Below are 18,846 nucleotides of genomic sequence, written 5' to 3' on the forward strand. Positions count from 1 at the left end.
ACTGGTGAGCATTCACCGGCAGGCATAAAGGCTCTGAAGTTGATTGTCGGAAGGTTTACATTAATCAGGCAGATATTTACGGCCTGCCCGGATTTTGCTCCCGGTAATGGTATACAGCAGCTTCAAGCTCACCAACATAACGCTCAAATTCCCCCGCTGCGTAGGCCAGAAACCTGCTATCCATCAGCACACAATTAAGGCTGTTCACTGCAATACCGGCGTTTTCATCCATTGCACGCCGTATTGCGCTGAAATATTGTTTCTGAGAAGGGGACGTTTTAGAATTCGGCTTTAACCGATCCCTGTAGGCGTCAGCAACACCGTCATTATGGGCCATGATATTTCTGATCGCAGAAAGGTGATCAAGATCTCTGATACCGTCGCCACCAAAAGTGCCAGTCAGTCGCCTGTGGCAGTCCGCAATATACTTAAAAGGTTTACCCGTAATTTCCCCGAAAAGATGATCCATGACACTCAGGCACCCGACCATACAGTGCTCAAACAAACCGTACATCGTAAGAAAAGCAGAACGGCGGGTAAGTTGTGTGATCAGCTGCTTAAACTCCAGTCTGACCTCATCGGCATCGATGCCGGTACACGAACCACAGGTATAGTAGGTTTGTGTATACGGAAATCTGTTGCCATCATCGTCTACATGCTCATCTTGAAAAACATCCTGCGTTATTGCCCCAGGTAAATCCGCATCATCGCAGGCACGAAGAATGTTTGCTTCAGCCTGCTCAGCCCGCATCTTCAGTACAGGAATGGATGAAACAGCACTCAATAACTTAAGGCTGAAAAACAGTTTTGCCGTGTTTTACTTTCCTCTTGGCCACACTTCAGCCAGCAATATCCCTTCATCCTATGTTAGAGCGCCACAGTTGATGCCGGTGAGTTTAACCGTATGGATGATATGCTGTAACCGGAAGAGAGCTTATTCAACAGTTACAAGCCTGCGGTACAGAAACAGAGCTTTCTGTGCTGTAAAGGCAACAATGCATTTGTGAACAGCTGCATTGGGAGCTATTGGCGCTGCAACATAGTAAGTGCTCTGCGTGCGGCTGGGTATGAAGAAAATTGCCCGGAGACTTTCTTCCCTCAATCAGGTCAGTCAGTCGCTGAAGGATCAAGCGCATGTCGTTTTTATCGCGTTTGCCATTTTAAACCAAATTGAATCGCCACGGATAATCTAGACACTCAGAGTCATTTAAGATGACTTAAAGAGAGGTGCCCATGAGCGGTAAGCGTTATCCCGAAGAGTTTAAAATTGAAGCGGTCAAACAGGTTGTCGATCGTGGTTATTCGGTTTCCAGCGTTGCAACACGTCTTGATATCACCACCCACAACCTCCGCTCAGGGGAGTCATTATCATGCCGGAATTCTGTTTCTAAATGGCGCAGGATTTCGGGTCAGGATCATCCGGCTTCGACAAACTTCAGAGCAGCAAGAATCTGGTGATTGATGAAGTGAAGATGCTCATAGCGGTCTCCTCAGGAAGATATAGTCGATATTTCGGTAAATCTCTGAAAGCGAATACCTCGGTTGATCGGGATACTTACAACACTCCCGTTTACCGATCTAACTTATGACGGTGAAAAGTTAGTACAACTGGATAATGAGAATGATGTGGAAGTATCGAGGTGAAACTTAGCCTATCGGGGGAACAATGCACCAACGCATCAGGATCATTTATCTACAGGATACTGTCGTCACTTAGAGTTAAGCCCCGCGAAATTAATGAATAATTAAAATTCATGAAGCGCAAGTAATATTTTTCTTATAGGGGGCTTAGATTTTTAATGGTTTTAACCACGATTCAATTCACATAGTCTCACTTTTCAAATTAATTATCTCATGGCTTGTTTCATGAAAATCGTATTTCCGGAAGGAGTTATTACGTATTCAAACTCGGAATGCTGCATTGAATCAGAAAAATTATGTATCGAGTGCAGCGAGCATTGCAATTGGGGCGCGTTGCCCTGAAATGAAGGCCTGCGTAAGTGCTGTGTCATACCAAAACATCTGACTGCTCTGTCGGGTCTGCAAGTCTTATGGCAATGGGAGCAAGGCACACCCATTAAGCAGGCGCTGAACATTAGCATGGTTGAAAATCGCGTCAGTAAGTATCGACAGGTTGCTGTTATTGATGCGGGGGGAATTCTGCGCACGCCAGTGGCAGCCAAATACTCGGTATTCGGAACGTGGGGAACGGAGACAACTGTGTCGAAGCAGGCAAAATATTGGCGCGTGGTCATCAATGCCTTTAATACAGTGTTTGAAGCAACTCCGGGTGAGATAACCACGCGTTTGCTGGCAGCATTACAGGCTGGGATTGATAGTGGAGGCGAAGTGGAGTCAGAGCAGTCAGAGGCAGTGAAAGTAGTCAATGGCTATGCCCTGCCGGTGGTGAATTGGCGTGTGGGCTGGGTTGACCTGAGTCATGGGCAGTCGTTGAAACAACTTATGAAGGCATATGAGCCGCAGATGAATGCTTACGATTCAAGCGCATTTAAGCCTCTTAAATCAAAAAATAATGGAGCACACGGTGATGAATAGTTCATCCTCGACACTACTGCTGAACTTTATCCAGCGTGGTGAATTGGCCGAATGGCAAGCGTATTTTGACCGCGAGGTGCCGGGTATTCAGCTTGCCCTATGGGATGATGCCACTGTTGATCCTTCTGCGGTGCATTATGCACTGCTCTGGCGGCCTGAACCGGGGCGGCTGGCGCAATATCCGAATTTGCGCGTGATAATTAGTGAAGGTGCGGGTGTTGATCACATTACCTGTGATCCTCTGGTACCTGCACACATTCCGCTGACGCGCATGGTGACCGACGAAACGTCGGATCGCATGGCAGATTACGTCACCATGGCTGCATACATGTTGGTGCGACAAATGCCGCAGATCATTGCAGCCCAACGTCAACAGTGTTGGTCAAATCAACTCCGAGGTGGAATGGCGAGTCAGACCCGAGTAGGCATCCTTGGCATGGGTAATCTAGGAACAGTGGTGGCGCAGAGGTTGCTGGCCAATGGATTCAAGGTAAATGGTTGGTCGCGCAGCGTTAGACAGTTAGATGGCGTTAACGCTTTTCACGGATATTCAGCTTTGCCAGCCTTCTTAGGCCACAGTGATGTGTTAGTAAATTTATTACCTGACACGCCGCTAACACGAAATCTGATTAATGATGAAATCCTCAATCAATTACCCGTCGGCGCAAGTGTGATTAACGCCGGGCGTGGGAATCAACTCGATAGTGAAGCATTGTTGCGTGCATTGGATAGTGGCCACTTGTGTAGTGCAATTTTGGATGTGTTTCCTCAAGAACCGTTGACTCCAGACGATCGGTTATGGCGACATCCCGGGATCATTATCACCAGCCACGTGGCTTCCTTGATATCGAGTCGTTCTAAAGCAGAACATGCGATTGCTGTAATAAAAGCTGATCGTGCGGGGCAGCCAATACCATTACTCTATATTAGAGAACGGGGTTATTGATTAACTTCTTCCGGAATTATACATTTTTTTCTTATACCTTACCTTTTGCACTAATATTTGTCAGGTTGCATCATTATTGCGCGTCAATTGCGACATTATGAGGCATTGCTCTCTTTTTTGTTTTCTTGAGTTCGCAGGTGATTATTTAAAACAAATATGAACATTTTGTGTTTTTTTATTTTTTATAGGTATGAATTTAATGGGTTTTTTGTTGGTATAGTTTTTTTAAATGCTCAGGGAAGATAATTGCTAATTGCATGGTTTCGTTTTTTAAATGCATAGTGTATCCCACAGGAAGTAGCATAATTAAATAGTTGCGACAATATTAACTGCGCAACCCGTGAGTGCAAAATATTTAGAAGTTAATTTCGTTCACCTGCATCAGGAGCGCACTATGTCATATTTCTCTCACCAGGATGGAATACATTCTTCTGTTGCCGTGCCAGAAATAAAAATGCGTACTGCAGGGTTGACCAAAGTATACGGAACAACCACTGCGTTACATCCCGTCGATCTGGAAGTCCGTACCGGTGAGTTGCTGACTTTATTGGGGCCATCGGGTTCAGGTAAAACCACGCTGTTACAGCTCATTTGTGGTCTGACGACACCGAGCGGCGGAGAGCTGTTTATTGATGGTGTCAATAAAACACTGGCTCAAACGCATCAGCGTGACATTGGTGTGGTTTTTCAGAACTACGCACTGTTTCCCCATCTCACCGTCGATGAAAACATCGCATTTCCGCTTCAGATGCGTCGAACTGCTGCAGCGGAAATTCGCCGCAAAGTCGCGCAGGCGCTGGAGATGGTTGGTCTGGCTCACTTTGGACATCGCTTTCCACGTGAACTGTCGGGGGGACAACAACAACGCATCGCCCTGGCTCGATGCCTTGTATATCAGCCGTCGCTGATTTTGATGGATGAATCGTTGTCGGCGCTTGACCGTCAGCTGCGCGAAAACATGCAGGTAGAGATCAAGCGTATCCATCGCGAAACCGGTGCCACCATTATCTTTGTCACCCACGATCAGGAAGAGGCGCTGGCCCTCTCTGACCGCGTTTGTCTGATGAACGCCGGGCAGATCGAACAAATTGGTACGCCACTGGAAATCTATGAGAGCCCGCGAACCGCATTCGTAGCAGATTTTATCGGCATCTCTAACAAACTCAGTGGCGAAGTTACCGAGCAAGGGTTATTGCGCTGTGAGGATGGCGAATTGCCGTTGCCCTCAAAGCTGCCTGCGGGTCAGAAGCACGCCACGATGGTGATTCGCCCGGAATACATTGAATTGGCTGAACGCGGGGGCTATCTGGAAGGCGAAGTGGTGGAAAGCATCTATGTCGGTTCAGAAACGCGCCTGCTGATCAAACTCGCCAGTGGCACCCTGATGACTGCACGACAAAGCGCTGGTCACCTTCCGCGTCAATTGGGAGACCGGGTTGCACTTCAGTGGAAAACCTCCGATGCACGCCTGATTGGATCCTGATTGGATTCTGAATGTCGTGACAGTGATACATTTCATTAAATTCCTTTTATATCAATAATCTGGAGTGATGAGTGATGTTAAAAAAACCAGCCAGCCGACGGGATTTTATCAAGACCGTTGCCGTTACCGGTGCGGCACTCTCTGCGCCGTCTTTATGGATACCCCGAGCTTTCTCTGCTGATAACACGTTAGTAATAGCCGACAACGGAGGTGCTCTGGCCCCTGCGTTGCGAGCCGCTTTTTATGATCCTTTTGAAAAAGAAACCGGTATTCGCATTACCAACGTTGCACATGAGTCCGATCCTGTCACGCAGTTCAAAGTTGCGGTCGATGCAGGCTCACATATCTGGGATCTGGCCATGGTTACGCCCGATAACGTGCAGCGTTTGACGCAGGATAAAAACTACATCGCTCCACTGGATATGGCAGAAAGTAAAGACATCCTGCCAGGTATGGTGACGCCGAATTGGTTTGGGTTTTCGGTGTGGGGTACGGTTATGGCGTATCGCACCGACAGGTTCAAAGGCGATGAACCTAAGGGATGGGCAGATTATTGGGATACCGAAAAATATCCCGGACGCCGTGCACTCTATCGTTCACCAAGCGGTACGTTGGAAATGGCGCTGCTGGCTGACGGGGTCGCGCCTAAAGACCTCTACCCATTGGATATCGAACGAGCGATGAAGTCGATGGACAAGATTCGCCAATCCATTTCAGTTTGGTGGTCAAACGGGGCTCAAAACACCCAATTGCTGCAAAGCGGCGAAGTAGACATGTCAGATACCTGGAATGCTCGTGCGATTGCGGCCATTAAATCCGGCGCGCCGGTCAACATCGCCTGGCAGGGGACGTACAGCGTGGATGGTTGGTCAATTGTGGCGGGTACGCCAAAGCTGAAGCAGGCGCAGGAGTTTGTGCGCTTCTGCATGCATCCTGAACGGCAGGCGATTTACTCCGCGATGACCAGCAATGGTCCGAGTAATCCGAAGGCTCTGAATATGATGGACCTAAGCAAAGCACAGTTGTTGACGACCTATCCAAAAAATCTGGAGGGATTACAGCGTCGCGACGAAGCCTGGTGGTCGAAAAACTATGACGCCGTTAATGAACGTTTCCAGGAATGGCTCCTTGAGGGCTAATTCGTCACTGTTTCAGGAGTAAAGATATGACTCAACGACAGATTCACCTAGGTTTATTGGCCCAACCGCAGGGTGACCATCCTGCCTGTTGGCTGAAAAGCAGTGCGCCACTGGATGCGGCGACTGATATAGACTATTACCGTTCGATGGCGCAGTTGGCAGAGAAGGGGTTGTTTGACCTGTTCTTTATCGCGGATACCCCAGCGACGCGTACCAATAATTTGCACGTTCACAGCCGTAATCCGGAATATAACAACCGTTTCGAACCGGTTACCTTACTGTCTGCCATCGCCGGTGCGACTCAGCGCATTGGGCTGGGTGCCACGGCTTCAACGAGCTTCTACGAGCCGTACAATATTGCTCGACTGTTCGCCTCGCTCGACCATATTTCTCATGGGCGTGCTGGCTGGAATATTGTCACCTCGGCTAACGATTATGCAGCCCGAAACTATGGTCTCGACAAGCTGCCACCGCATGACGAGCGCTATGTCAAAGCGCATGAGTTTTACCGGGTGGTGGAGAGCCTGTGGGATACCTGGGAAGACGATGCGTTTGTTTATGATCGTGAATCCGTTACTTACTTTGATCCTGAGAAATATCACGTCACTGATCATCAGGGTAAATACTTCAAAGTGTTTGGCGGCCTCAATATCCGTCGTACACCACAGGGGCGTCCCGTCATTATTCAGGCGGGTTCTTCCGAGACCGGTAAAAACTTTGCGGCAGAAACCGCCGAAGTGGTGTTCGCATCTGACCCCAATTTGGCCGCAGCGCAGAAATTCTATGCTGACCTTAAGGGCCGCTTACCGCAATTTGGCCGCGATGCTGAATCATTGAAGATCATGGCCGGACTGTCGGTAATGGTGGGTGAAAGCGAGGCCGAAGCACAAGATAAATATCAGGAGTTGCAGCGTCTCATCCACCCTGACGTCGGCGTCATGCGCCTCAGCGCAGATCTGGAAACCGACCTTAGTGGGCTGCCGTTAGATGAGCCGATTCCAGTGGAGATGATCCCGGCGAAAGCCAATTTCCATCAGGCATATTTCAACCAAATCGCGGGCATGATTCGCGAGCAAAAACTGACGCTGCGTCAGCTTTACTCCAGCTATGAGCGCGGTAAGGTTACTTTGTGCGGTACTCCTGACCAGATAACCGATCACATGATGGAATGGATGGAGAGCGGCGCAGCGGATGGCTTCATGATGAGCTTCCATGTAGTGCCAGACGATCTCTCTGACTTCATTCATAAAGTGGTCCCGGAGATGCAGCGCCGAGGCGTATATCGCAAAGCCTATAGTGGCAATACCCTGCGTGACCATCTGGGATTGGCGCGTCCTGCCAATCGCCATAGCCGCTAAGTCGTGGAGGATAGGACCATGACAAGCCTGGTTGAAGTCAGCAAAAAGGAGCGCAGATCGCTGCAACTGCCTCGGTTAGGCCCGCTGTGGTTGGCGCTTCCGGGCGCCTTGTTTCTGCTGATTTTTCTTATCTGGCCATCACTGCGCATCTTTAGCCTGAGCCTTTTCGACCGCAGTGGTGAGTTCTCATTGGCCGCCTTCGCCCGATTTTTTGGCGTGGGCGTATATAATCGTGTGCTGCTTAATACGTTCAATATCGCTTTCTGGACCACCGCGTGGTGCCTGCTGCTAGGTTATCCGCTGGCTTATTGGCTGGCTGGGTTGTCGAAACGCAGCCAGCAGATTCTCTCGTTGTTTGTTCTGTTGTCGTTTTGGAGCAGCACGCTGGTAAAGAATTTCACCTGGCTGATTTTGCTGGGTCGTAGTGGCTTTGCTGAAAGCGTGGTGCAGGCGCTGGGCTTCAGCAGTATCCATTTTCTGTTCAACCGCGGCATTGTGATTTTCGCCATGGTGCACACCTTACTGCCGCTCGCGGTGGTGACTATGCTGCCGGTAATGAATCAACTCGATCGCCGCCTCACAATGGCTGCTGCAACGCTAGGGGCGGACCGGGCGCATGCGTTCTGGCGCGTATTTTTCACTCAATCTATGCGGGGTGTGGCGGCAGCGGGTTTACTGGTGTTCATCAGCAGTCTTGGTTTCTTTATCACACCAACATTTCTTGGCAGTCCAAGAGAAATGATGCTGGGACAGATGATCATTATGCAGATTAATGAACTGCAAAACTGGCAACTGGGGAGTGCGCTGGCTGTAGTACTGGTGCTGGCCGCATTGGTGAGCTGTATTGTCTACAACCTGATATTTGGTCTCTCTTCGCTGGCTGGCCAGAGCCAGCAGTTGCCCTCTTCCCGGACTCGCATGTTCCGGTGTCTCGGCCTGTGGCTGGTGAATAGTCTGGCAACACTGTCTTCAATGTGGATCCGCGCCTGGGACAACACTATTGGTCGCGTACTGCGCATCAACCTGCTGGGTGTTTATGCCTGTTGCACCATTTTTGTCCTGCTGTTCCCGGTACTGGCGGTCATTCCAATGTCCTTTACCAGTGCCAGCTTTCTTACCTTCCCGCCCAAAGGTTTTAGCCTGAAGTGGTTTGAAGTCTGGTTCGATTCGCCGCTCTGGGTTGGGGCAACAATACGCTCGTTTGGTATTGGCATCGTTGTGGGGTTGGTGACCTGTGTGCTCGGTGCGCTGGCAGCCCTCAGCGTTTCACGTTCACAGAGTCGTGCCCGTGGCTGGCTGTTCTTCCTGTTCCTGCTGCCAATGATGATTCCCTCCATCGTGATTGCGATTGCGCTGTTTTATTTTGCGGCTCAATTAGGTCTGGTCGCTACCAATACCGGTATTGCGATAGGGCATGTGGTAATTGCATTGCCGATGGTGTTTATCATTCTGCTGACGACCTTTCAGGGACATGACTGGCGGTTGGACCATGCAGCCGCAACGCTCGGTGCCAATAAATGGCAGGTACTTCGTCGCGTCACGTTACCGTCAATTAAAGGTGGTTTGGCGGCTGCCTTTGTTATTGGCTTTTTGACCTCTTTTGAAGAGTTGACAGTTGCATTGTTTATGGGGGGCGGGATGAAAACCACCATACCTAAACAGATGTGGGACGACATTTTGTTACAGGTCAGTCCAACACTGGCAGCGGCATCGACCATGGTGCTGTTGGTAGTAATTGTGATGTTTGCTGGTGTGCAACTAATAAAACCTCGCAGTAAACGCGTGTCTAATTAAGGTAAATAATGATGAGTGAAAAACAAATTCGCATTGATTTGGCAGCATCGTTTCGAATTTTTGCCCGGCTAGGAATGCATGAAGCGGTGGCCAATCACTTTAGTGCCGCCGTCTCTGCCGATGGACGTCGTTTTCTGATGAATCGCAAGTGGCAACATTTTTCCACTGTGCGTGCAAGTGATTTGATTCTACTGGATGCAGATGAACCCAGCAGCATTGAGGACGGGGCAGTAGATCCGACGGCGTGGGCCATCCATGGCCAGTTGCATCGTCGAGCGCCGCATATTCGCGTAGCCATGCACTTGCATCCAGTCTATGCAACCACGCTTTCTACCCTGGCTAATCCCACCATTATTCCAATAGAGCAAAATACCGCGCGTTACTTTAACCGTGTGGCGGTAGACAGCGAATTTGGAGGAATGGCGGATACCGAAGATGAGGGTGCGCGCCTGGTGGCAATGCTGGGAGACAAATCGCGGCTGATGATGGGGAATCACGGGGTGATGGTTACTGCCGAAACCATCGGAGAAGCTTTTGACGATATGTATACGTTAGAGCGTGCTTGCCAGATTTTGGTGCAGGCTTACGCCACGCAGCAGCCTCTGAAGGTATTGTCCGCCGGGGTTGCTGAAAAAACCGCACAGGACTGGGAAGGTATTCGGGATTTCTCACTGGCCCACTTCAACGAGATGAAACGTATTCTGGATCGTGAGGAGCCTGACTATGCCGACTGAGGTTTTACAGGGGATTACTGAAGCCCCAACAGCCCAGCAACGCTTTCGCCAGGCGATGGCGCAACTAGCGGCAGCCGTCCACATCGTCACCACAGATGGCGAAAGCGGTAAGGCGGGATTTGCTGCCTCAGCGGTCTGCAGTGTAACGGATTCTCCCCCCACGCTGCTGGTTTGCCTGAATCGTGGTTCCTCCGCATGGCAGGCTACGGTGAGTAATGCACAAGTTTGTATCAATACGCTCAGTGCCGGACAACAAGAGATCTCTGCGATATTCGGCGGAAAAACTATGATGCCTGAAAGGTTTAGTAACACTGAGTGGTTAGACCGTGAAGGTAAAGCACCTGCACTGGTTGGTGCGGCGATGTCACTGGATTGCCGAATCGTGAACAGCACCAGGGTGGGCAGTCATGATGTTTTGTTCTGCGAGGTGTTGGATATTATTGATAATCAGACCGGGACTAATCTGCTTTATTTTAATAGACAATATCACACTCTTTGAATTTTATATTAAATCACACACTAATTGTTGGAACTATTAATCTCTGATAGTTGCCGCTGTGTATCCGACAGCATTTTATTATATTGCTACCTTATATTCATCTGAGGATGGAATAATGTCAGACGTCATTACTGAAATTGACACGCTTGTCGTTGGTGCGGGTCAGGCGGGTATTGCCATGAGTGAACACCTGACGGCACTGAAAATCCCACACCTGGTGTTGGAAAAAAAACGTATTGCTGAAGCATGGCGCAGCGGGCGATGGGATGCGTTGGTTGCCAATGGCCCGGCGTGGCACGACCGTTTTCCCAACCGCCTGTTTGACGCACATCCTGACAGTTTTGTGCCCAAAGATGAGGTCGCTGCTTATTTCGAAAAATATGCAGAACAATTTAACGCGCCGATTCGCACTGGTGTCTCGGTAAATAAAGTCACTCGTCATCATGGTCGCAGCGGTTTTACCGTCGAAACCAGTGAAGGTTTTATTCAGGCACAGCGTATTGTTGCTGCCTCAGGACCCTTTCATCGGCCATTAATTCCGGCGATCGCGCCAGACAAAGAACACATTCATCAACTGCATTCCGCGGATTACAAAAACCCGCAGCAGTTACCTGAGGGGGCGGTGCTGGTGGTGGGCGCGGGATCCTCCGGCGTACAAATCGCCGATGAACTTCAACGTGCTGGACGTCAGGTCTGGTTATCCGTAGGACCGCATGATCGACCGCCGCGCACCTATCGTGGCCGTGATTATTGCTGGTGGTTGGGCGTGCTGGGTCTATGGGATGCGGTGACCAAAGAGGCACATAAAGAACACGTCACTATTGCGGTAAGTGGCGCGCGCGGAGGTGAAACCATCGACTTCCGGCGCCTGGCTCAGCAGGGCGTTCACCTGACGGGTGTTACTCAACAGTTCATAGATGGCAACGTGCGATTTGCTGATGATCTGCGTGAAAATATACGGTCAGGTGACGAAAACTATCTCTCTGTGTTGGATGCGGCTGACGCATGGATTGAACGAAATGGTGCCGATCTGCCAGCAGAACCCGAAGCTCGTATCATGCTCGACGATCCAGATTGCCTGATCAGTCCCATTCAGGAATTGAATCTGGCGGATGAAGGTATTCAAAGCATCATTTGGGCAACCGGCTATGCCACGGATTATCGCTGGCTTGATGTTGACTGCTTTGATGAGCAACAGCGACCGATTCATCAACGAGGAGTGGCACGAGAATCCGGCGTCTATTTTCTCGGCTTACCCTGGCAGTCGCGGCGCGGGTCGACCTTTATTTGGGGCGTCTGGCACGATGCAAAATACATTGCCGATCAAATCGCTATTCAGCGGAACTATGCTGCCTACGGTGCCGCTGAGCCATGATAATTAACTGGCAAACCTTACGGCATGAGGCGCAACGTTCCCTACCGGCATTTGTATTCAGCTATGTAGACGGTGGCGCGGATGATGAAAAAACACTAACTAGCAACACAAGTGTATTTGACCGCTGGCAGTTTTTGCCGGCGGTACTTAAAGATACCAGCCAGCGAGATTTGAGCATCAAGCTTGGCAGTAGCTCGCTGCTTGCGCCTCTTCTGGTGGCGCCAACCGGTTACAACGGGATGCTGCGCTATCAGGCTGATATCATGTTGGCCCGAGCTGCATCTCAGCAGGGTATTGGACATATTCAAAGTACTGTGTCGACCGCATCAATAGAGCAGTTAGCTGCGGTATCATCGGGATCGCGCTGGTTCCAGCTTTATGTTTTAAAGGATCGCAATGTCACACGCGATCTTATCGAGCGCGCGCAGCGTGCAGGTTGTGAAGCATTGGTGGTCTCTGTGGATGCCGTGCATTTTGGAAACCGTGAGCGAGATAAAGCGCATTATCGACGTCCCATGAAATTATCGTGGAAAGCGATGTTTGACGCTGCCCGCCATCCCGGCTGGCTGAGCCGTACGCTGATCCCGCAAGGTATGCCAGGGTTTGGCAACTTAACGCCGTACTTACCCGCTGAATACCAGAAGGGGATGGGGGCGGCAGCCTATTTTGCCAGCCAGATGGACCAGGCGTTGAACTGGCAAACATTGGCTTGGATCCGGGAATTATGGACGGGTCCACTTTATGTGAAAGGTATATCAACCGTGCAGGACGCGATCACCGCAAAACAGGTTGGGGCTGATGGGGTCGTGTTGTCAAATCATGGCGGCCGTCAATTGGATGGCTGCATTAGCCCGATGTTGATCCTGGAAGCAACGCGCCGCGCTGTTGGTAGTGATTTTAAGCTGATCATTGACAGCGGTTTCCGTCGTGGCACTGACGTCGTTAAAGCACTGGCGTTGGGGGCGGATGCGGTATCACTGGGACGCCCACTGCTTTACGCGGTTGCCACTGGTGGTGAAGCCCGGGCAAATCAAACGATGGCAAGTATGATTCAGGAAATTGACCGTACCTTAGCTCAGTTAGGATGTAGTAAAATTTCAGAATTAAATCCTGACATGCTTTTAAAACTTTAAAATATTGGTCGATATGATGACTTACTTAGAGACATTATGGATTAAATATGTCTCCTGATTAACAGGATGGACATCAGTGCTGAGCTGGATAGCCTAAATCGAGAGTGCTCTTTAGTTATCAGGATGGGCTTCGAATTATGGCTATCCGGTTCAGGTTGTCGTGAACATCAAGCAGACCGTGCGCGCTAAAATCGTGCCTGGCTGCCATCACAACCCCATATTTGTTGTCTGCCTTAAAATCTCACCGGCAAAGGCGTTGAGCTCATCAGGAGCACTAACGCCACGCAGTCTGACTTCCCTGACCAGCCTGTTTTACAACGTGAAATGCGCATTCTCCACGCGGCCATAGGCTAAGTTGCTCATGGCGCAGATTACGGTAAAGTTCAGCTTTTGCATCACGCACCAGAACTGCGTCTAACCACTGCCGTCAGCCACATTTTTTCTGATGCGGAACACATTTGCCTTGCCGCTATAAATTTCCAGCGGCCTGCATTGCTGTTTAAGAAAATCGCGTGCGGGCTCAGCAGGGGTCCCACCGGGAAAACGGAAATATCCTACCCGAAGCCTGTATTTTGCCCAGTCCACTATCCACTGAGCGTGATGAACGATATTTCCCATGCCGCAAATTAAGATTAGTTTGCCAGACAAAATCCACGCTCAGATAAGGATGTTCCCACCCCAGAGGAGACAGGTGAGAAACAAATTGCCCATTAATCGGAATCACTTTCCTTTTCAGGTAATCAATGGCTCTTTCAATATCTACCGTTTTCCAGAGTGAGATCGCCGCAGTCAGCAAATTCAGTCCAATAGTCCTGACCCGACATTCTGCTCGTCTTTTACAGTCATGAACCCCGGAGCGTTGATTCCAGGAGCAGAGTCGCTTAGTAACGCCACTCTTGGTCATTAAGGCAATGCGAACGGGCGTATCTTAGAAAATTCGCAAAATGTTATGCATGCCGTCGTAATCCTTAACGCCGGCAACGAGTATTATCCTTGATAATCTTTATGATTCTTAAGACTTATTTCCTTTATACTCAGAATATCAATTATCATTATTTTCAGTAATGGAGTTAATATGATTGTGTCTATGAACATCCTTCATGAGTACGTTGTGAAGGGATCGCTTCCTTAAGGAAATCGTCAATGCTCAAAGAAAACTTCAACGAACTCCAAATCTTTCTTATGGTGGCGAGGGAGCGAAGCTTTACCAAAGCAGCTGGCAAACTTGGCGTTTCCCAGTCAGCCCTTAGCCACGCAATGAAAGCGCTGGAGGAGAGGTTAAATATCCGCCTTCTGACGCGAACAACCCGAAGCGTTGCCCCCACACAGGTAGGTGAGAGGATTATTGCCTGTCTTGAACCTCGTATCGCCGATCTTGAACAGGAGTTGGGATCGCTTATTCAACCGAATGGCACCGCCTCCGGTAATATACGTTTATCTGCCGGGGAGCATGCCGCGCGAAGTCTGGTATGGCCAAAATTAAAGCCCTTTCTTCGGGAATACCCGGATATTAATGTCGAACTGGTGGTAGATAATGGCTTTGTCGACATTGTCGATGGGCGTTTTGATGCTGGGATCCGTCTGGGCGAAAGCGTAGATAAGGATATGATTGCTGTGAGAATTGGCCCGGACATGCGAATGGCTGTGGTTGGCTCACCGTCATATTTCTCAGATAACCCCGCTCCTGAAACACCGCACGAGTTACAAAACCATCGGTGTATCAATATGCGCCTGCCGACCGCCGGTGGACTTTATCACTGGGAGTTCGAGAAAGAAGGGAAACCGTTACGTGTCAGAGTTGAAGGTCAGGTGACGTTTAACCTGCTGACGGAAAGGATTGATGCTGTTTTATCAGGTTTTGGTATTGCCTGTATTCCTGAAGACAGGATCCAGCATTATCTAAAATCGGGAGAGCTTGTTCAGGTTCTGCAGGACTGGTGTCCTTCTTTTCCCGGATATTACCTTTACTACCCCAGCCGTAATCAGCATCCACCCGCTTTTGCGCTGATGATTGATATGCTGCGATACTCGGAATGACGGGTCCGCAATTCGCTGTGGACCCGCCTGGGTGTTAACGGCCTACGCGAGCCTGATGCTCAGGAGAGTAACGCTCGCCGATGATTTTAATCGTTTCAAGGGCCCGTGTTATCTGATGTGAGTCATCCTGTGAAAGAATAATGTCTGCAGCGCCAAGGTTTTCCTCCAGTCGGTGTAGTTTAGTGGTGCCCGGGATGGGGACAATCCACGACTTTTGTGCCAGTAACCATGCCAGAGCAATTTGCGCAGACGTTACACCTTTCTCTGCAGCCAGTTCACCCAACAATGAAACTAGTTTTTCATTCGCTTCAATTGCTTGTTCGGCGAAACGCGGCACCTTGCTGCGGTAATCATCTTTCCCAAACGTTGTACCTGGCTTTATTGATCCCGTCAGGAAACCTTTGCCTAATGGGCTGAATGGCACGAAACCAATACCCAGTTCCTCCAGCAACGGCAGGATCTCACTTTCAGGCTCGCGCCACCACATGGAGTATTCGCTTTGCAGGGCAGTGACGGGTTGCACAGCATGCGCGCGACGAATGGTTTGCGCACCCGCTTCCGACAGGCCGAAATGTTTGACTTTGCCTTCAGCTATCAGGTCTTTCACTGTACCCGCAACATCTTCAATGGGTACATCGGGATCTACACGGTGTTGATACAGCAGGTCAATGACATCAGTCTTAAGACGGCGTAATGATCCTTCAACAGCTTCACGGATATGCTCAGGGCGGCTGTTTAAAATCTGCTGCTTGTTGTCATCGCCAAAGGTAAAACCAAACTTGGTTGCAATGACCACACGGTCACGAAACGGCTTTAAGGCTTCACCGACAACCTCTTCATTGAGGAAGGGGCCATAAACTTCTGCGGTATCAAAGAATGAGACGCCACGTTCAACAGCAGCGCGAATGAGCTCGATAGCTTGACGAGTATCTATCGCCGGGCCGTAGCCGTGGCTGAGCCCCATGCAACCGAGTCCTAGAGCTGAAACTTCCAGCCCGGATTTACCGAGATAACGTTTTTGCATCTAATTAATACCTCTTCTGTCGTGGCTTATACGTCAAGTTTTCGGCCAGTGAGCCACTCCACCATTGCAGGATTGCGATGAGAGAAGAATGCGCTCGTTGCGGTATCAAGAGCAGCAATTTGCAGCATATCCTCAGCACTGAGTTCAAAATCGTGAATATTGATGTTCTCTTCCATGCGTTCTTTTCGCACCGACTTAGCCAGCGAAACGATGCCACGCTGGAAGATCCACCTCAGGACAACCTGACCCACACTTTTGCCGTATTTCTGGCCAATTGCGGTTAACACAGGGTGCTGGAAAAGACCATTTCTGCCTTCAGCAAACGGTGCCCATGCTTCCGGTTGAATGCTGCGACTTTGCATCCACGGAACGGCATGCAGTTGCTGGTTGAAAGGATTGACTTCAATCTGGTTCACTGCAGGAACAACTTTGTTGAAGGCAATAAGATCAGCAAGTCTGTCAGGCTGGAAGTTGCTGACGCCGATAGCGCGAATTTTTCCTGCCTGTTGCAGTTCTTCCATGGCACGCCAGGCACCATGGACATCACCGTAAGGCTGGTGAATCAGATAGAGGTCAACATAGTCCAGCTGCAATCGGTTCAGCGAGCGCTCAAACTGTGCTTTGGCACCTTCGTAATTGGTATCCTGCAGCCAGAGCTTCGTGGTTACAAAAAGTTCGTTACGTGCGATACCGGTCTGTTTCAGTGCGTTCCCGACTTGGGTTTCGTTCAGATAGGATGCAGCGGTATCTATCAGGCGATACCCCGTATCGATGGCATCAATAACTGCGCGCTCACATTCGGCGGCATCCGTCATCTGGAAGACACCAAAGCCCAGCAGGGGCATTTCAATACCGTTGTTCAGTTTTACATTTTGCATATCTTTCTCCTTCAGCTGTTATGTAGAAAGAGCATAACGCAGAGTGGTTTATCAGATTAGAGGGGGCAATGTACTAGGGCTAATTAGAAGGATTCATGAATACTCACTGAACCCTGCATTGGGATAGCTGCGCTACTGCAAATTTTTTTCTTTCAGAAACTTGCTCACCAGGTCAGCAATCTGCACATTATTCAGATCAGAGAATGGGAAGTGAGTATTCCCTTTAATGCCAATTTCAGGCAAATGCGTAACCGTCACATCCCCGCCATGCCTGTTCACCACGTCACGCCATTCACGAGCCATTGCCAGACGTACGCGCCAGCTGTCCTGCGCGGGCAGGGCTACTGGCTTATCCGGTATGTTATCGCCGTAGATAATCAGTATTGGGATTTTAGTCAGCGCCATAAACTGTTTCACCGGCACTGGCTCACCCTTCAGCGTGTCGAATGCGCTTGGCAATGGTGCAGGTAACTCTTTCTCCGGGAAGACAAAACCGCTACCCGGTTCGAAGGCCACAATGGCTTTGACCTTGCTGTTCTTTATCGCGGTATACCAACCAGGCCCGCCGCCCTGAGAGTGTGTGAAGAGGATAGCCGGACCGGATTTGTCCACCACTGCGGACATGGCGTCAGAAATCACATTACTATCAAATGGCCCTGTGTTCGGGGTCATCTGACGGAAGTACTGATTCAGGGCTTCCTTGTCATGAGAGAATTGGACGCCTTTAAAATACTCTGGCCACACGCCCACGCGGAACTGGTTGAACCACATCTGCTCATCCGGCTTAGGTGTTACAGTGCCTTCAATTGTAGTGCGTCCTGCGCTGCCCCGACGTGGCTGATCGACAAGATAGGTTGAGAAGCCGCGGCGCAGGAATATGTTCTGGAATCCCTCACGGCCATCCGGGGTGCTTTCCCAGGTACGGGAAAACTGACCTGCACCGTGCAGCATGACAATAGGGTACTTATGTGGATTCTCAGGGATTTGGTAAAATACAGACGCATGATCGCCATGATAAGTTTGACCAGATGAGTCCAGCGGCTTTTTTGCGTCAAATGTTCCTGGTGCGGTGATGACAGTTCCGCCAGCAGAAAAGCTTCCCTGCTCCTGAATGACCAGTGGCTTGGCATATACCGACTGTGACACCAGGCCACCAGCCATCACACAGACGACCAGCGTTTTTAAGATCGTTTTCAAGATTACTTCCTCTGTTATGTTTGCCGTTTGATCATATCTGAGTTGCCGACGTTGATTATTTAGCACTCCTGATTGCCCTTATTTGGCAGGCTCATGAATGGGGGCGATTAACTGCGTATCGTCTCTAACCAGCTGGTGACTGTATCTGTGGTTCTCCGCTCCTGATCGCATTCAATGACAAGCGGTTTTTCTCTGCGTGCTGTGGGAGCCAGACTTGCCAGGATATCGTCGCTGTCCCCTTCACCGTATCCGCCATGAGTAATGAAGGGGATCAATAATTTTCCCGCAAGATTATGGTTTCTGAGAAATGTCTGCACTACGGGCGGCACGCTGGTCCCCCAGATGGGAAAGCCTAAATACACGGTCTCATAGCGTGAGATATCTGCGACGCTATTTTTTAATGCTGGTCTGACGCCCTGCTCACGCTCCTTTTTCGCCTGTTCAACGGTCTGAAAATAGTCTTCCGGATAAGGTACTGCCGGTTCGATTTCAAACAGATCTGTGTTCAGACTGCGGTGTATGACGCCCGCAATCACTCGTGTATTTCCGCTGCGTGAAAAATAAATAACCAGAGTACGGCTTTTACCCCGTACGTTTTCGTTTCCGGTCGCAGCGGATGCCAGGGAGACGTTCGCCAGCGTTAGCCCGGCAAGCGCGGTAATCAACATTCTGCGGGTGGGATCGTACTCCATA

The 18,846-nt window shown here is 49.9% G+C and carries 17 protein-coding genes and 1 pseudogene; 12 read left to right on the top strand and 6 right to left on the bottom strand.

Features of this window, described 5'->3' with window-relative positions; all coding sequences use genetic code 11:
- Positions 1–76 precede the first annotated feature (76 nt).
- The gene (locus tag PMI17_RS01925) at positions 77–784 is read right to left on the bottom strand and encodes a hypothetical protein (RefSeq protein WP_238541525.1); all 708 of its coding nucleotides are present in this window, start codon (positions 782–784) and stop codon (positions 77–79) included.
- Between the two features lie 449 nt (positions 785–1,233).
- Between PMI17_RS01925 and PMI17_RS25285 the strand changes: the two are divergent.
- The 11 genes and pseudogenes from PMI17_RS25285 to PMI17_RS01975 form a co-directional block, all read left to right on the top strand.
- Positions 1,234–1,350, top strand: a pseudogene (locus PMI17_RS25285) (transposase); the annotation flags it as partial.
- A 744-nt stretch (positions 1,351–2,094) separates the two neighbouring features.
- A complete protein-coding gene (locus tag PMI17_RS01930) occupies positions 2,095–2,556 on the top strand; it encodes a DUF1028 domain-containing protein (protein ID WP_369751405.1) in 462 nt (153 codons plus the stop codon).
- A complete protein-coding gene (locus tag PMI17_RS01935; protein ID WP_081496519.1) occupies positions 2,489–3,502 on the top strand; it encodes a glyoxylate/hydroxypyruvate reductase A in 1,014 nt (337 codons plus the stop codon). Before PMI17_RS01930 ends, PMI17_RS01935 begins: the two co-directional genes overlap by 68 nt.
- Before the next feature lie 394 nt (positions 3,503–3,896).
- Positions 3,897–4,985 (top strand): ABC transporter ATP-binding protein, encoded by a 1,089-nt coding sequence (locus PMI17_RS01940; RefSeq protein WP_007885510.1) that lies wholly within the window; start codon positions 3,897–3,899, stop codon positions 4,983–4,985.
- 74 nt (positions 4,986–5,059) lie between these two features.
- Positions 5,060–6,124 carry an extracellular solute-binding protein gene (locus PMI17_RS01945; RefSeq protein ID WP_007885516.1) on the top strand — a complete coding sequence of 355 codons (1,065 nt, stop codon included), beginning with the start codon at positions 5,060–5,062 and terminating at the stop codon, positions 6,122–6,124.
- 26 nt (positions 6,125–6,150) lie between these two features.
- A complete protein-coding gene (locus PMI17_RS01950) occupies positions 6,151–7,482 on the top strand; it encodes an LLM class flavin-dependent oxidoreductase (RefSeq protein ID WP_007885518.1) in 1,332 nt (443 codons plus the stop codon).
- An 18-nt stretch (positions 7,483–7,500) separates the two neighbouring features.
- A complete protein-coding gene (locus PMI17_RS01955) occupies positions 7,501–9,276 on the top strand; it encodes an ABC transporter permease subunit (protein WP_007885519.1) in 1,776 nt (591 codons plus the stop codon).
- A gap of 8 nt (positions 9,277–9,284) precedes the next feature.
- On the top strand, positions 9,285–10,010 hold the full coding sequence (locus tag PMI17_RS01960) for a class II aldolase and adducin N-terminal domain-containing protein (RefSeq protein ID WP_007885520.1): 726 nt from the start codon (positions 9,285–9,287) through the stop codon (positions 10,008–10,010).
- Positions 10,000–10,509, top strand: coding sequence for a flavin reductase (locus tag PMI17_RS01965; protein ID WP_007885522.1), 510 nt, complete (start codon positions 10,000–10,002; stop codon positions 10,507–10,509). Before PMI17_RS01960 ends, PMI17_RS01965 begins: the two co-directional genes overlap by 11 nt.
- 115 nt (positions 10,510–10,624) lie before the next feature.
- Entirely contained in the window at positions 10,625–11,884 is a 1,260-nt protein-coding gene (locus PMI17_RS01970; protein ID WP_007885527.1) for an NAD(P)/FAD-dependent oxidoreductase, read from the top strand.
- Positions 11,881–13,017, top strand: coding sequence for an alpha-hydroxy acid oxidase (locus PMI17_RS01975; RefSeq protein WP_007885528.1), 1,137 nt, complete (start codon positions 11,881–11,883; stop codon positions 13,015–13,017). The genes PMI17_RS01970 and PMI17_RS01975 overlap by 4 nt, the downstream gene beginning before the upstream one ends.
- A 520-nt stretch (positions 13,018–13,537) precedes the next feature.
- Here PMI17_RS01975 and PMI17_RS24620 read toward each other — a convergent pair.
- Complete coding sequence (locus PMI17_RS24620; RefSeq protein ID WP_255348770.1) at positions 13,538–13,921, bottom strand: Tn3 family transposase; 384 nt, start codon at positions 13,919–13,921, stop codon at positions 13,538–13,540.
- Between the two features lie 239 nt (positions 13,922–14,160).
- Here PMI17_RS24620 and PMI17_RS01980 point away from each other — a divergent pair, with 239 nt between their 5' ends.
- Positions 14,161–15,054 carry a LysR family transcriptional regulator gene (locus PMI17_RS01980; protein ID WP_007885529.1) on the top strand — a complete coding sequence of 298 codons (894 nt, stop codon included), beginning with the start codon at positions 14,161–14,163 and terminating at the stop codon, positions 15,052–15,054.
- Positions 15,055–15,088: 34 nt separating this feature from the next.
- Here PMI17_RS01980 and PMI17_RS01985 read toward each other — a convergent pair whose 3' ends face one another.
- The 4 genes from PMI17_RS01985 to PMI17_RS02000 form a co-directional block, all read right to left on the bottom strand.
- A complete protein-coding gene (locus tag PMI17_RS01985; RefSeq protein WP_007885531.1) occupies positions 15,089–16,078 on the bottom strand; it encodes an aldo/keto reductase in 990 nt (329 codons plus the stop codon).
- Positions 16,079–16,104: 26 nt separating this feature from the next.
- Complete coding sequence (locus tag PMI17_RS01990) at positions 16,105–16,956, bottom strand: aldo/keto reductase (protein WP_007885536.1); 852 nt, start codon at positions 16,954–16,956, stop codon at positions 16,105–16,107.
- Positions 16,957–17,088: 132 nt separating this feature from the next.
- Positions 17,089–18,153 carry an alpha/beta fold hydrolase gene (locus tag PMI17_RS01995; protein ID WP_007885537.1) on the bottom strand — a complete coding sequence of 355 codons (1,065 nt, stop codon included), beginning with the start codon at positions 18,151–18,153 and terminating at the stop codon, positions 17,089–17,091.
- Between the two features lie 107 nt (positions 18,154–18,260).
- The gene (locus PMI17_RS02000; RefSeq protein ID WP_007885538.1) at positions 18,261–18,845 is read right to left on the bottom strand and encodes a flavodoxin; all 585 of its coding nucleotides are present in this window, start codon (positions 18,843–18,845) and stop codon (positions 18,261–18,263) included.
- Position 18,846: the final 1 nt, after the last annotated feature.

The sequence above is a fragment of the Pantoea sp. GM01 genome, assembly GCF_000282675.1.
GTDB lineage: Bacteria > Pseudomonadota > Gammaproteobacteria > Enterobacterales > Enterobacteriaceae > Pantoea > Pantoea nemavictus.